A 14961-nucleotide genomic window follows, 5' to 3' on the forward strand; every position below is an offset into this window, starting at 1 on the left:
TACGCAATAGCAATCGTATTCGTGACTGGGTTTCGCCCCGATTACGAACTCGCCCGGGCGAATGCGCGAGCCGAAATTCCCAGCGCCGCCGCAAAAGTGCCCCGGGTACGCGAATGCCGGCGCCGTCCCACACGACGACGCCGGCATTCGGCGGTACTACCCGCGCTGTGCGGCCGGACCCGGCGTCCGGTTACAGCGCACGATCAGCGAACGCTCAGAACGAGCCCGTGCCGAACGAACCGGTGTTGCCGCCCTTGTCGATCAGGCGACCGGTGATCTTCTTGAAGGTGGCGTCGTCGATGCCCAGCCCATTGCTGACGAAGACCGGGAACGAACCGTAGGAGGCGACGGCCTGGTTCATGAACGCGTCCAGGAACTCCTTCTGCACACCGAGCAGCGGCTCGAACAGGGTCCGGTCGGTCACCCGGCCCGAAGACACGAGGTAGTCCAGGGTGGCCTTGTTCGTCGCCGCGAGCCGGTCGTTGGACTCGAGGAAGTTTCCGTAGATCTGGTTCTGCGGAGTGCCCAGAATGCTCAGCAGGGTCGCGGTCATGACACCGGTGCGGTCCTTGCCGGCGGTGCAGTGGTACAGCACCGCGCCGTCGGCGTTCGCGATGTCCTTCAGTGCCGCCGACAGCTGGGCGCGCGCGGTGGCATCGGTGACCATCCACCGGTAGTAGTCGGCCATGTACTGCACGTTCTTGCCGTTGCCGAGCTTGTCCGCCTGCACGTCGGGGCCGCCGGCGATGATGGTGGCGAAGAACGTGTAGAAGTCGTTGTTCGGATCCCAGATCGGGTACGCCACACCCGGAATGGAGGCCGGCAGTTTGTCGGGAGCCGAACTGCTCTCGCTCGGGGCACGGAAGTCGATGACCTTGGTGACGCCCGCGGAGATCAGCGTCTGCTGATCGGCCTCGGTCAGCTTGTTCAGTGCGTCGGTGCGGTACACGAGGCCGGACTTGACCTTGCCGCCGGTCGCGACCAGGCCGCCGATGTCCCGGGCGTTCGGCGCGGTCTGCAGGCTGAAGGCCGCGCTGACCGGAGCCTGCTGCAGGATAGAGACATTCGGGGCCGAGAGCGCCGGGGTGGCCGTGGCCGGGAGGACGGCGATCAGCGCCGCGGCAACACCGGTGAGGGTGCCGCGTACTGCGCGCGAAATCGTCACTATGGGGATTTCCTTTCCATCACGGGCCGAACTGTGGGTATCCGGCCCGGGTTCCGACGGCGCGACCGTGAGATCGTCACGGCCGCACCGAAGTCGGGGCCGCCCGCGGCGGCAGCGGGCGCTACTCGGCGTCGGCGAGCAGGGTGATGGTGCCGGCCGCGCCGTCCACCCGGACGCGCTGGCCGTCCCGCAGCGCGGTGCTGGCGGTCTTGGTATCCACCACGCAGGGCACGCCGAACTCGCGCGCGACGATCGCGGCATGCGAAGCGGCGCCGCCGATGTCGGTCACGACCGCGCCCGCGTAGCCGAACATGGCGGTGTGGCCGGTGTCGGTGACCGAGGCGACCAGGATGTCACCGGGCTCGATGTCGTCGTCGATGGAGAGCACGAGCTTGACGGTGCCCTCGACGACGCCGGGGCTCACGCCGAGCCCGGACAGGCTCTCCCCGACCGGGAGCGCGCCGGAGATCTCCTCCGGCTCCCAGTCGCCGTTGATCACATCGGGCATGCGGATTCCCTGGTAGCGCGTGCGCTCGGCGCGGCGCCGGGCCACCCGCTCGGCCATATCGGCCGGGGCCCAAAGGATTTCGTCCAGCGTCAGGAACGCCGAATCCTCGATCTCGGTCAGCTTGCCCGCCTTGATCAGGCGCGCCGCGCGCTCCTGGGTCACCAGGCGCAGGCAGTTGGTCACCCGGACCACCGCGTCGCGGGCGCGCTCGCGGTAGATCGTGGCCCCGACCGCCATCTTGGCCGTGCGCCCGGTCGGCTCCGCGACCGGTTCCCGCTGCGGTGCGGGCATTTCCGCGGCCCGGCCGGCGGCCGTCACCAGCAGTTCGGGCCGATCGCCGAAGGTGGCGTTGATGAGTTCGCACTCGCCGGGGCCGCGATGGCCGATGCGGGCGAGCTCTTCGTCCAGGGCGCGCGCGAACTCCGGGGACTTCTCCCGCGCGGCGGCCACGTCGCCGCTCTTGGCGACGCCCTGCAGGCCGGAATCCTTGCGGCACAGCGCCGCCAGGCGTTCGACGGCCAGCATGGTCCTGGCCGACTCCAGGCGTTCGAGGTTGATCTTCACCTCGCCCTTGTGCGCGGCGGTGGCCGCACCGGTCATCATGACGCCGATCGAGGCGGCCATCCAGCCCTGGTTCAGGCGGTCCCGCCACAGCAGCGCGCGGGCGTGCAGTTGCTCGTCGGTCAGCTCGGCGATGCGATCGCGGTCCAGGGCTTCGGTGTGCGCGGCGGCGTTGATGAGCTCGGCGGACTTGCTGTAGCTCAGCGCGGTCGAGGCGACGCGGCCCAGCGCCTTGAAAGTGCCGAGCCTGGCGCCGATTCCGGTGGCCATGGCCGGGCGGCCCTTGGGGTGCAACTCCACGTCGCCGATCGCGCCGTAGACGTCGCGGCGCACGCTCTCCTCGTCCCAGCCGGGCATGTTCTCCGCGGAGAACACCCCGATCGACGCGTTGATGTACATGTGGTGCCCCATGACGCCGGTGACGCGGGAGACCCAGTGCTCCAGCGCGACTCCCTCGATGGCGATCATGTGGCCCATGGCCTCGTTGCCGAGCCGGATCGCGCCGGCCTGCAGATCGATGGTGAGCGGGGTCAGCGGCCCGGGCAGCGCCTCGGAGGTGTTGGTGGCGGTGAACACCGGGATGCGATCGTCGAGCAGGTCGTCGAACTCACCCTGCAGGCCCTGCGGCGCAGAGGCTTTGAGCTGGTAGCCGTCCGAGGTGGGGGCGTTCTGCGGCACCACGTGCGAGGGCAGCGGGATCGCGCCGCGCTTGTTCTTCATCCCCGAACCGCTCGACACCCGCCCGTGCAGGCCGCGCGCGACATCCTCGACGGTCTCGCGGGCGGTCCAGCCGTAGCGGAAGCCCCAGGCGTCTCGGGCGGCGGCGGTGTCCACGACGGCGCGGCCGGCGGCCGAACGGCCCAGCCACGCCGTGTATTTGACGCCCGCGTCCCGCAGGGTGCGGCGCACGTCGTCGCCGGACACCTCGCCGGGCGCGGCCAAACCGACCGTGCCGCCGCGCTGGGACAGCGCGGCCAGCACCAGGAAACGTTCGAAGTCGTCGTAGTGCAGGACCTGCATGGCCCCGGCGCCGCGCGCGCCGGCCAGATTCTCCAGGACACGCCAGGTGCCGCCGTCGACGCGGCGGCCGGCGATCAGCGCGGTGCGCACGATCAGCGCGTCCGCGCCACTGGCGGCCACGGCGCGCTCGACGCTCGAATCCGATTCCGCCACAACCGGAACCACGAGCCGGACGCCGGCCTCGCGGGCCGCGGTGGCGATCGCGCCGACCGGGCCCTGCGCCAGGTGAACCACCGCGTCCGCGCCGGTGAGGGCGCGCGCGGCGAGCCCCGCGTCGGCCGGATCCCCGGCGATCGTCTCCACGCGCGGGTCCACGTAGCGATTGCGCTGCCGGTCCAGGCCGATGACCTCGTGCCCGGCCGCCAGCAGCATGCGCGCTACGGAACGACCGCTCGGCTCGGTGACTCCGGTGACCAGAATCCGCATTGACTCTCCTCCTCGTGAGGCGTCCCCAACCAACGTGACGCCGTTCACACACCGTCCCTGCCGGCCGGCCCCGGACAGGGTCGCAGTCCCGGTCAACGGGATATCGGATTCGCTCACCAAGATGCCGCGCTATGTCCGGAGGGTGCGGGCGGGCACCGTCGAGACATGACAGTGCGTGAATCGGTGCGGCCGCTGGCCGCGAGCGAGGTGGGCGACTACGACATCGAGACCGAGGTGCTGGTCGTCGGCTACGGCGCGGCGGGCGCGTCGGCGGCGTTCGAGGCCGCCCGGGCCGCGGCGCGGGTGCTGGTGCTGGACCGCTCCGGCGGTCCCGGCGGCGCGTCGGCCATGTCCGGCGGTGAGATCTACCTCGGCGGTGGCACGCCGATCCAGCGGGCGTGCGGGTTCGAGGACACCCCCGAGGCGATGGCGGCCTTCCTGACCGCGGCCCTGGGCGCGGGGGCGGACGCGGCCAAGATCGAGGCGTACTGCGCGGGCAGCGTCGAGCACTTCGGCTGGCTCGTCGATCGCGGCGTGCCGTTCAAGCCGACGCTCTGGGACTCCCCGACCTGGGTGCCGCCCACCGACGACGGGCTGATGTGGCTCGGCGAGAACAGCTGGCCCTTCACCGAACTCGCCACCCCGGCGCCGCGCGGGCACCGGCCCACCGCCAACGACTTCGGCGGCAAGCTGCTCATGGAGTGCCTGACCGAGGCGGCCGAAACCGCCGGTGCGACAGCGCTGTTCGACATCCACGCCGACGCGCTCATCGTCGACGACTCCGGCGTCGTGGTGGGCGTGACCGCCCGCCGCTACGGCCGGGAGGTGCGCATCCGCGCGCACCGCGGTGTCGTGCTCACCACCGGCGGCTTCGTCGACAACGACCGGATGCTGGCCGCGCACGCACCGGAACTGCTCGGGCACACCAAGGTCAGCGCGGGCACCGACGACGGCAGCGGCATCCGCATGGCGCAGGCCCTGGGCGCGGCGGTGCGGCACATGTCGGCGGGCCAGGTCGGCATGTCGCTGATTCCGGGACTGGCCGCGCGCGGCATGGTCGTGAACGCGCGCGGGCAGCGGTTCATGAACGAGGACACCTATCCCGGCCGCATCGGCCAGGCCGCGCTGTACCGCCAGAACATGGGCGGCAGCTGGGCGGGCGGTGACACCGCGGTGTGGGTCATCGTCGACGAGGAGGGGTTCGAGGCCGTCCCCGAATCCCAGCGCTGGGGCGTGCGCCCGCACCAGGTCGCCGAGACCCCCGCCGAGCTCGAGGAGCTCACCGGCCTGCCCGCGGGCTCGCTCACCGACGCGATCCGCCGCTACAACGAATTCGCCGAGCGCGGCGCCGATCTCGACCACCACAAGGCCGTGCGCTGGCTCCGCCCGCTCACCGCGCCCTTCGCCGCCATCGACGTCAAGGCGGGCGTGCGTCCGCCGGCCGAGTCCGGAAACCGCAAGGGCACAGGCGCTTCGGTCTTCACCCTCGGCGGCCTGCACACCGACCTCGACGGCCACGTCCTGGATCTCGACGGCGCGCCCATCCCCGGCCTCTACGCCGCGGGCCGCGCGGCCAACGGCCTGCACGGCTTCGGCTACATCTCGGGCACCTCCCTCGGCGACGGCACGTTCTTCGGCCGCCGCGCGGGAGTTTCCGCTGCCGCCCGGGCTTGAACCCGGGCGGCGGGAGCGGCGTCTCGGTCGATCCGGTGTAGCGCCCGCTGCGGTGAACGCGGTCGGTGGTGTGCGGCCGCGCCGGAGAAGCGGAGTCGGACGGACGTCCGGCAGTAGCTGATCGGTTGCGTGTCGTGGTCCGGAATCGGCGCAGTGGGCGGGAAGACTCGGGTCATGACGACCGCGCCACAGTCGAGTCCGTCGCTGCCGCAACGCGTGCTGGGCGTGCTCAGCGCCGCCGAGCACGCGATCAAGCCGAACTACACCGGGGTGGTGATCGGCGCGATCTTCTTCGCCTGGTCCGTCTCGCCCTCGCTGCTGCCGCGCACCTGGATCTTCCAGGGCCTGGTCAGCGGCATCAGCGCGGTGATCGGTTACGGGGTCGGCTGCGTGCTGGAGTGGGCGTTCCGCAAATGGGCCTGGCCGCGCATCCCGGCCCGCACCCGCGCCCGGGTGCGACTGGCCCAGCCCGGGGACCGGATCCGCCAGATCGTGAAGCTGGTGATCGTGCTCGGGGCGGCGCTGGGCGCGGCGGCCATCCTCGCGCGCTCGGCCCGATGGCAGCGGGATCTGCAGGTGCTCATGGGGATGGAACCCACCGAGACCTCCAGCTATCTGCGCGCCGAACTGCTCGCCGCCGCCACCGTGGCCCTGGTCATCGGTCTCTTCCGGCTCGTGCGGTGGCTGATCCGGACCATCGTGCGGGTGCTGAACATCAACTGGCACATTCCGCGCGCGATCGCACTGCCCGCCGGGTTCGTGGTCGTGGTCGTGCTCAGCGTCATGCTGTTCCAGGGCGTACTGGCCAAAGCGTTCTTCTCCGTGGCCAATTCGGCGTTCAGCGTCCGCAACAGCAATACCTCCCCGGCCGCGGTGCAGCCGGTCCAGCCCGAGCGCTCGGGCAGCCCGGGATCGCTCGCGCCCTGGGACACGCTGGGCTCGGAGGGCCGCTGGTTCGTCTCCTTCGTGCCCACCGCCGAGCGCATCGCGCAGGTCACCGGCGCCCCGGCCCGCGATCCGATTCGCGTCTACGCCGGGCTCGAATCGGCCGAGAATCCCGAAGCCATCGCCGAACTCGTGGTCAAGGAACTGGACCGCACCCGGGCGTGGGACCGCAAGGTGCTGGTCATGGTGACCACCACCGGCACCGGCTGGGTGGACTCCACCACCGCCGAATCCATCGAGTACATGTACGGCGGCGACTCCGCCATCGCCGCCACCCAGTACTCGTACCTGCCCAGCGTGCTGTCGTTCCTGTCGGACAAGTCCAAGGCCGCCGAGGCCGGCCGCCTGCTGGTGCACGCGGTCCACGAACGCTGGGCACAGCTGCCGCCGGACGCCCGTCCCAAACTGCTGGTCTACGGCGAGAGTCTGGGTTCACAGGGCTCCGAGGCCGCCTTCACCGGACTCGACGACATCCGCACGCTGGTCGACGGTGTGCTGTGGGTGGGCCCGCCGAACTCCAACCGCCTCTGGAACCAGTTCACCACCCGCCGCGATCCGGGCACCCCGGAGATTCTGCCCATCTACGCCGACGGGCTCATCGTCCGATTCGCCGCCGACGCCCCCGACCTGAACCGGCCGCCCACCGCGTGGATCGACCCCCGCATCGCGTACCTGCAGCACGCGTCGGACCCCATCGTCTGGTGGTCCTCGGATCTGCTGTTCGAGCAACCGGATTGGCTGCGGGAACCGCGCGGCTCGGACGTCTCCAAATCCATTCGCTGGTGGCCGGTGGTGACGTTCTGGCAGGTCAGCGCGGACCTGGCGCACGCGCAGAAGGTGCCCTCGGGGCACGGTCACCGCTACGGCACGCTGGTTCTCGACGGCTGGGTCTCGGTCGTGCAGCCCGAGAACTGGAATCCCGACCTCGAGGCCCGCGTCCGCCAGGCCCTGAACGAGGACTCCGACTGGGAGATCGAGCACAAATAGCCGGGAGATCGCTGATCGCCCGGTCCTGCGCGCCGATGGACCCGTCACGAGACGCCGCGTCCGATTCCGCCCACCGGGACTTTTCCGGTCGGCGGGGTCCGGACGCCATAGCGTCGAGTGCAGGAACCACCGCACGAGGAGGAAACACCCGCATGACCAACAAGGTGCTCGATCAGGTTCGGGATCTGCTGCCCTCGATCCGCGAACGGGCGGTGGAAACCGAAGAGCAGCGGCGGGTGCCCGACGCCAGCATCGCGGAGCTGACCGAGGCCGGTGCGTTCCGGATGTTGCAGCCCAAGCGATTCGGCGGCGCGGAGGACTCTCCGGTCGACTTCTACCGGGTGGTGCGCGCGGTCGCGAGCGCGTGCCCGTCCACCGCGTGGGTCACCTCGGTGCTCGGCGCGCACCCGTGGCAGCTGGCGCTGTTCGACGACCGGGCGCAGCAGGACGTGTGGTCCGAGAACCCCGACACCCTGGTGTCCTCCTCCTACGCGCCGACCGGCAAGCTCAGCGCGGTCGAGGGTGGCTTCGAGATGTCCGGCCGCTGGAGCTTCTCCTCCGGCTGCGATCACGCGCAGTGGGTGTTCCTGGGCGCGCTGCTGCCCTCGGAGAACGGCATGGACTACTACACGGTCCTGGTGCCGCGTACCGACTACCGCATCGACGATGTGTGGCACGTGTCGGGCCTGTCCGGCACCGGCTCCAACGACATCGTCATCGACAAGGCGTTCGTGCCCGCGTACCGCCTGTACTCGGCCACCGATCAGGCCAACCTCATCGGCCCCGGCCAGGAGGTGAACACCGCTCCGCTGTACAAGATTTCGTTCGGCAGCGTCTTCTCCAACACCATCACCGCCCCGATCATCGGCGCGGCCGAGGGCGCGTACGAGGCGCACATCGCGCGCCAGCAGGAGCGCGTGCGGCTGTCCTACGGCGGCCAGAAGGTCTCCGACGATCCGTTCGCCCAGGTGCGCATCGCCCGCGCCGCCAGTGAGATCGACGCCGCCATCCTGCAGATGGAGCGCAACACCTCCGAGCAGCTGCGCTATGCCGAAGCGGGCGAGGACATCCCGTTCGAGCTGCGCCTGCGCGCCCGCCGCGACCAGGTGCGCGGCACCGAACGCGCGCTCGAGGCCATCGATCTGCTGTTCAAGAACTCCGGCGGGCATTCCATCCGCCGCCCCAACCCGATCGAGCGGCACTGGCGCGACGCGCACGCGGGCAGCGTGCACGCGATCAACGACGTCGAGCGCGCGCTGGCCATGTTCGGTAGGGGCGCGATGGGCCTCGAGGTCACGGATCGGATGCTGTAGATGACTCTCACGGTGGAGAACACCGAGCGCTGGGTCACCGTCGACGGCAGCAAGCTGCGGTACCACGAGGCGGGCTCCGGCGCGCCCCTGGTGCTGCTGCACGGCTCCGGCGCGGGCGTCTCGGGCTGGGCCAACTTCGGCGGCAACCTGCCGGTGCTGGCCGAGCGGTTCCGGTGCCTGGTGCTGGATCAGCCGGGCTTCGGCGCGAGCGGCCGCCCGGAAGTGTACGAACGCAACTACCTTCGGATCGCCTCGGACGCGGTGATCGGGCTGCTGGACGAGCTCGGCATCGAGAAGGCGCATCTGCTGGGCAATTCCATGGGCGGCGGGGTGGCGGCGCTGACCGCGCTCGAGCACCCGGACCGGGTGGACCGCGTAGTGCTCATGGCGCCCGGCGGCGTCGGGGTGAATGTGCTGGGACCCGAACCGTCCGAAGGCATTCGGCGACTGATGGAGTTCAACGCGAACCCCACCGACGACACCGCCATGGGGTTCCTGCGCGCCATGGTCAGCAACGAGGCCACGCTCACCGAGGAACTCGTCGCCACGCGCCTGAAGGCCGCCGCCGATCCCCGGGGACAGGCCGCGCTGCGCGATGCCTACGCGACCTTCTACAACCCGAAGATGGCCGAGGCACTACCGCTCTGGGCGCGGCTGAAGAACCTGCGCCACGAAGTCCTCATGCTCTGGGGCCGCGACGATCGCGTCACCCCGGTGGAGGGCGCGCTGTTCCCCTCCAGGCAGCTGCCCAACGCCGATCTGCGCACCTTCGCCCGCTGCGGGCACTGGGTCCAGATCGAGCGCAAGGACGCCTTCGAGCGTTCGGTGCTCGACTTCCTCACGAACGGATTGTGATTCGGGCGCGTCCGATCGGGGACGCGCCGCGGCCGGCGCACGGACTCAGAGCTGATGTTCGTGCGCCCAGGCCGCGACCTGGGTGCGTGAGGTGAAGCCCAGTTTGGTCAGGATGTGCTCGACGTGGGTTTCGGCCGTGCGAATGGAGATGACCAGATCCGCGGCGATGCGCTTGTTGCTGTGCCCGGCCGCCACCAGCCGCGCCACGTCCTTCTCACGGCGGGTCAGCACATTTGTTTCCGACACCGCGACCGCCGACTTCCGGGGCGCGCGCGTGACCACCGGTTCGAGCGCGGGGGCGGCGGGGGCCGGGGCACGGCCCATCGCGTAGTCGATGGCCTCCTCCAGCGGCATGTTCGCGCCCGCGCCGAAGGCGGCACGGAACGCGTCCTCGCCCAGGGCCGCGCGCATCTTGCAGCGCTCCTTGTCCCCGACCGCGACGGTGATGGTGTGCGCCAGTCGAATCGTGCTGCGCTGCAGCGATTCCGCGGCGCCCAGCAGCCGGGCCGCGCGCTCGGGGTCGCCCGCCGCGGACACGGTCCAGGCCAGGCCCTCGAAGGCGGAGGACAGCCAGATGCAGCGGTCGAAGAGCGCGAGCTGTTCGATGGCGCGCCGGTGATACTGCGCCGACGCCTCCAGATCGCCTAGCCGCCAATGGTTTATGCCGACCGTCCACAGCGCCAGTCCGCCCAGCAGATGGGATCCGCTGGCGGTCGTCAGCTTCAAGAAGCCCTCGGCCAGCTCGGTGCGGCCCGGCGCGTCCAGCACCATCGCGCACATGAAAGAGAAGGCGTGGCTGTCCATCTCGATGGCGTCCTGCCCGTGTGCGGCCGCCAGATCGATGGCCTCGTGGCCCAGTTCCAGGGCGTAGGCCTGATCGCCCTCGGCGAAGGCGAGCAGTGAGCGATCCAGGGACGCTTCGGCCATGATGTCCGAATCATCGAGGCTGGCGGCCAGTTCCAGGCAGTCCGCGACCAGCTTGGCCGCGGAGTGCTGATCCCCGAGCAGCGCGGCCAGCGAGGCGGCCGAGGACAATGCCTTGGCGCGTTCGGCCGTCGGCTCCGGATTGCGCGACAGCGCGTCCACCAGCCAGCGGTACCCCTCGGACAGGAAACGATTGTGCTCCCAGAACGGGCGCAGCACCGTGACCGTCGCCATGGTATCCAGCGGTTCGTCCTCGAGCCCGGTGCGCAGCGCCGCACGCAGATTCGCGTGTTCGCGGCTCAGTTCGCGGAACCAGGCCACGTCCTCGCCGGTCCAGTACGCGGTCTGCCCGCGCATGGCCAGCTGCCGGAAGTGCGCGCGATGGCGGGCGCGCACAGCGGCCGATTCGCCGCGTTCGGCGAGCCGGTCCACCGCGAACTGGCGAATGGGCTCGAGCATGGAGTAGCGCGCGGTATCGCCGTCCAGGCGCAGCAGCACCACCGATTTGTCGACCAGCCCGGTGAGCGCGTCCAGCAGCGCCCCTTTGGCCTTGCGCGGCACGCCGAGTTCGCACACCGCCTCGGCGGCCTCCAGGTCGAAACCGCCGGCGAAGACCGAAAGCTGTTCCCACAGCAGCTGTTCGGCGGGGGTGCAGAGGTCGTAACTCCAGCGGATCGCGCCCTCGATGGTCTGCTGGCGTTCGGGCGCGGTGCGCGGTCCGGCGCTGAGCAGTTCCATGGTGTCGTCGAGGCGGTCGAGAATCTGTTCCGGGGTGAACATGCGCAGCCGCAGCGCCGCCAATTCCAGGGCCAGCGGCATGCCTTCGAGCCTGCGGCAGATCTCGGCCAGCACCGGCCGGTTGGCGGCGGTGACCACGAACGCCGGATTGGCGGCGCTGGCCCGTTCGGTGAACAGCGTCAGCGCGTCGCCGTCGAGCCCGGAGTCGTTGTCCGGCACCGTCAGTGGCGGTACCGGCATGACCTGCTCGCCGGGGATGCCGAGCACCTCGCGGCTGGTCGCCAGCACCCGCACGTCCGGGGTGGTGGCGATGATGCGCCCGACCAGTCGCGCGCATTCGTCGATGAGGTGTTCGCAGTTGTCCAGGATGAGCAGCAGGCGCTTGTTCGCCAGGAACTCGGTCAGCCGGGGCAGCGGCGCGGTCGACTCGTCGCGCAGATCCAGGGCCTCGGCCACGGTGAGGGTGACCAGCTCGGGGTCCTGGACATCGGCCAGTTCGACCATCCAGACGCCGTCGGGGAACGCCCGCGCCACCAGTTGCCCGATCTGCCGGGACAGCCGGGTCTTGCCCATGCCGCCCGGACCCAGCAGGGTCAGTACCCGGGTGGTGGGCAGCAGCCGCTTCGCGGTAGCCAGTTCGTCGCGGCGCCCGACGAAACTGGTGACCTCGGCGGTCAGATTTCCATTGCCACGCCGTGCCATGCGCACCAACCTATGCGATTTGTCGGGTTCCCTGCCAGCGACGCCCCATAAGCCCTGCTCGTCGCCGATCGCCAGGCGTGCTCGCGGGCACTGTGCCCCGGCTTACACCCCATGACGCTCCGAACAGGCATCCTTCCGGCTCATCGCCCGATTTGTCGGGTTTTGCGATGTGAAGACGGCATGATTTCCGACCTGCCCCATATGCCGCCTTTGCCGTCTGTGCCGGAGCCCGGCGGCTACCCTCGAAGGGTGCCGACCAAGCCGCGCTGCGCCCGTCTGGCGGATGTGCACGACCTCGCCCTGGCGATGCCCCACGTGACCGTCGAATACGGCCCCGCCGAGAATCCCGTCTACCAGGTGGGCGCGAAGTCCTTCATCTTCTTCCGGACGCCCCGGCCGGACGCGGTCGATCCCGAGACCGGGGACCGCTATCCGGACGTCATCGTCTTCTGGGTGCCGTCCGAATCCGACAAGCAGGCCCTGGTGCAGGACCCGGACTCGCCCTTCTTCACCACACCGCATTTCAAGGGCCATTCCTCGGTGCTGTTGCGCTCGGCGCGCCTGCCCGAACTGACGCTGCAGGAGCTGACCGAGATCATCCAGGACGCGTGGCTCAGCCGTGCCTCCGCGACGCGCGCCCGCGCCTGGCTGGCCGAGCATCCGCGTCCGGGCGACTGATCGCGGCCGTTCCGATCGCCGCGGGGTGTCCCGCCTAGGTTCCGGGTTCACTTGGCGCACGGGGCTTTTCCTCGGTTCCGGCCAGTGCCCGGGCGAGAGTGTCGAGCAGCACCGCCCGCGCGGCGCGGCCCTCGCGCACCGGGATCAGCGGATGGACGTGCACCAGCCCGGGCGCTTCGTGGTAGTCGATCTCCACGCCCGCCGCCCGGGCCTTGGCGACCAGCAGTTTCACATCCGGCCAGACGATGTCGCGGGTGCCGCTGAAGACCGTCAGCGGTCCCAGCCCGTCCATGTCGGCCATGAGCGGGCTGACCCGCGGATCCGACAGCGGCAGCACCCCGCGCCAGAGCTCGATGAAGACGCGGGTGCCCTCCTTGCCCAGCCAGGGGTCGGTCGGCAAGACGACGTCGATCTCGGGGTTGGCCAGCGACAGATCCAGCGCGGGGGAGACGAGCACCGTGCGCGGCAGGCGAATGCCGTGCTCGTCGCGCAGCACCGCGGCGGTGGACAGCGCGATCTGCCCGCCCGCCGAATCGCCGGCCAGGCAGACTTCGCCGTAGCGGGAACGGTTGGCCAGCACCAGCTCGCACACGCCGGCGACCACCTCCTCGGCGGTCCCGAAGGGCACGAGCGGATAGATGGGGACGGTGACCGTCGCACCGGCCGCGACGGCGATGTCCGCGGCCAGCGCCCAGTGCTGCGGGGAGATCTCGTTGACCCAGGCTCCGCCGTGCAGGTACACCACGTTGCCGCGCACCCGGCCGGTGCGCGGCGTGATCGTGTACACCGGCCAGCCGCCCACGTGATCCGCGCTGACCGCGACGCCGGTGCGCAAACGCCGGGGCGGTCCGTAGCTCTTGGGTCGAATGGTGCGTTCGCGCAGATGTTTTCGTGCGCCGTCGGGACCCAGGTACGGCCGATTCGCGCGAATGAGCCGAAAATAGTTCGGCAGCACCACGCGGCTGAGAAAACTCGGCACCTTGACCTCCTGCGACTGCCCGCGTCACGTTGCGCGACCCGACCCTACCGAATGCGCGTCCGAACGGCCGGAAGTCCGCCAACAGCGGCGGGATGGACTTTCCGCCCGGTGCGTTGCCGCCGTCCGGACACGATCAGTGAAAGCCGACCGCGGCGTCGATATCGGGCAGCTGATGCCGCATGCGATCCCTTTTGGTGCGCAGGTAATGCACATTGTGTTCGGTGGGCGCGGTGTGCAGTGGAACCCGCGCGGTCACCGAAATGCCGTGCGCCTCCAGCCCGAATTGTTTGGCCGGGTTGTTGCTCAGCAGCCGGACCGAACGCACGTCGAGATCGGCGAGGATGCGGGCGGCGGCGCCGTAGTCCCGGGCGTCGATGGGCAGCCCGAGCCGGACATTGGCGTCCACGGTGTCCGCGCCCTGATCCTGAAGTTCGTAGGCGCGCAGTTTGTTCAGCAGGCCGATGCCCCGGCCCTCCTGCCCGCGCAGGTACACCACGACCCCGCGCCCGTGCTCGGCCACCGCGGCCAGCGCCGCGTCGAGCTGTTCGCCGCAGTCGCAGCGCCGGGACCCGAAGGCGTCCCCGGTCAGGCATTCCGAGTGCACGCGGGTCAGGGTGTCCGCGCCGGCCGGATCGCCGTACACCAGCGCCAGATGTTCGGTGCCCGAGTGCTCGTCGGCGTAGCCGACCACCCGGAAGTCGCCGAAGCGGGTGGGCAGGCGGGTCTGCACCACCCGCGCGATCCCGTTCTCCAGCCGCCGGCGGTACTCGATGAGATCGGCGATCGAGACGATCGGAATGCGGTGCGCGCGAGCGAAGATCAGCAGCTCGGGCAGGCGCGCCATGGAGCCGTCGTCGTTGACGACCTCGGCGATCACCCCGGCCGGGCGCAGTCCGGCCAGCCGGGCGAGGTCGACCGCGGCCTCGGTGTGGCCCGGGCGGCCGAGCACGCCACGGGGATTCGCGCGCAGCGGGAAGACGTGCCCGGGCCGGGACAGCTCACCGGCGCGGGTGCGCGGATCGGCCAGCAGACGCATGGTGTGCGCCCGGTCGGCGGCCGAGATGCCGGTGCTCACACCGGAGATCGCGTCCACCGAGACCGTGTACGCGGTGCCCTTGGGATCCTGATTGATCGCGGTCATCGGCGGCAGCTGCAACCGGTCCAGATCCTCGCCCGCCATGGGAACGCAGACCACGCCGCTGGTGTGGCGCACCAGGAAACCGATGTTCTCCGGGGTCGCCTTCTCGGCCGCGAGCACGAGGTCGCCCTCGTTCTCCCGATCCTCGTCGTCCACCACGAGCACCATGCCGCCTGCCGCCATCGCCGCTACCGCGGTTGCGATGCTGTCGAGCTCACCGGTCATCGTCGACCACCTCCTTCGGGTATTTCTAATAGAAATATGCCCGGCGCGGAACAACGAGGCAGGATCCCGCTCAGTGGTCGCGGATGTGCGCGCCGAATCCGGATCGGGCCATCATGGGCGCGG

General features: G+C 70.4%; 10 protein-coding genes. 5 read left to right on the forward strand and 5 right to left on the reverse strand.

All coding sequences use genetic code 11. The features are described from left to right. Positions 1 to 214: 214 nt before the first annotated feature. Together ABZ319_RS11530 and ABZ319_RS11535 are read right to left on the reverse strand one after the other, a co-directional pair. Positions 215 to 1165 (reverse strand): tyrosine-protein phosphatase, encoded by a 951-nt coding sequence (locus ABZ319_RS11530; RefSeq protein ID WP_354986289.1) that lies wholly within the window; start codon positions 1163 to 1165, stop codon positions 215 to 217. A 121-nt stretch (positions 1166 to 1286) separates the two neighbouring features. After that, positions 1287 to 3680, reverse strand: a complete 2394-nt coding sequence (locus ABZ319_RS11535; protein WP_354986290.1) for a PEP-utilizing enzyme — start codon at positions 3678 to 3680, stop codon at positions 1287 to 1289. Between the two features lie 165 nt (positions 3681 to 3845). Between ABZ319_RS11535 and ABZ319_RS11540 the strand changes: the two genes are divergently transcribed. The 4 genes from ABZ319_RS11540 (at position 3846) to ABZ319_RS11555 (ending at position 9454) form a co-directional block, all read left to right on the forward strand. Then, complete coding sequence (locus ABZ319_RS11540; RefSeq protein WP_354986291.1) at positions 3846 to 5354, forward strand: FAD-dependent oxidoreductase; 1509 nt, start codon at positions 3846 to 3848, stop codon at positions 5352 to 5354. 174 nt (positions 5355 to 5528) lie between these two features. After that, positions 5529 to 7286: an alpha/beta-hydrolase family protein gene (locus ABZ319_RS11545; protein WP_354986292.1), complete on the forward strand. Its 1758-nt coding sequence runs from the start codon at positions 5529 to 5531 to the stop codon at positions 7284 to 7286. 152 nt (positions 7287 to 7438) lie between these two features. Next, positions 7439 to 8599, forward strand: coding sequence for a 3-hydroxy-9,10-secoandrosta-1,3,5(10)-triene-9,17-dione monooxygenase oxygenase subunit (hsaA, locus tag ABZ319_RS11550; RefSeq protein WP_354986293.1), 1161 nt, complete (start codon positions 7439 to 7441; stop codon positions 8597 to 8599). Next, positions 8600 to 9454 carry an alpha/beta fold hydrolase gene (locus tag ABZ319_RS11555; protein WP_354986294.1) on the forward strand — a complete coding sequence of 285 codons (855 nt, stop codon included), beginning with the start codon at positions 8600 to 8602 and terminating at the stop codon, positions 9452 to 9454. A gap of 45 nt (positions 9455 to 9499) precedes the next feature. Here the strand turns inward: ABZ319_RS11555 and ABZ319_RS11560 are convergent, their stop codons facing one another. Continuing rightward, positions 9500 to 11818 (reverse strand): LuxR C-terminal-related transcriptional regulator, encoded by a 2319-nt coding sequence (locus ABZ319_RS11560; RefSeq protein ID WP_354986295.1) that lies wholly within the window; start codon positions 11816 to 11818, stop codon positions 9500 to 9502. 249 nt (positions 11819 to 12067) lie between these two features. Here ABZ319_RS11560 and ABZ319_RS11565 point away from each other — a divergent pair, with 249 nt between their 5' ends. Next, positions 12068 to 12496: an MmcQ/YjbR family DNA-binding protein gene (locus ABZ319_RS11565; protein ID WP_354986296.1), complete on the forward strand. Its 429-nt coding sequence runs from the start codon at positions 12068 to 12070 to the stop codon at positions 12494 to 12496. A 34-nt stretch (positions 12497 to 12530) separates the two neighbouring features. On the opposite strand, the gene ABZ319_RS11570 is transcribed toward ABZ319_RS11565, so the two are convergent. Both ABZ319_RS11570 and ABZ319_RS11575 read right to left on the reverse strand, forming a co-directional pair. After that, entirely contained in the window at positions 12531 to 13475 is a 945-nt protein-coding gene (locus ABZ319_RS11570) for an alpha/beta hydrolase (protein WP_354986297.1), read from the reverse strand. Between the two features lie 133 nt (positions 13476 to 13608). Then, on the reverse strand, positions 13609 to 14838 hold the full coding sequence (locus ABZ319_RS11575) for a bifunctional 3,4-dihydroxy-2-butanone-4-phosphate synthase/GTP cyclohydrolase II (RefSeq protein ID WP_354986298.1): 1230 nt from the start codon (positions 14836 to 14838) through the stop codon (positions 13609 to 13611). Between the last annotated feature and the right edge of the window lie 123 nt (positions 14839 to 14961).

Source organism: Nocardia sp. NPDC005978 (assembly GCF_040614455.1).
Classification (GTDB): domain Bacteria; phylum Actinomycetota; class Actinomycetes; order Mycobacteriales; family Mycobacteriaceae; genus Nocardia.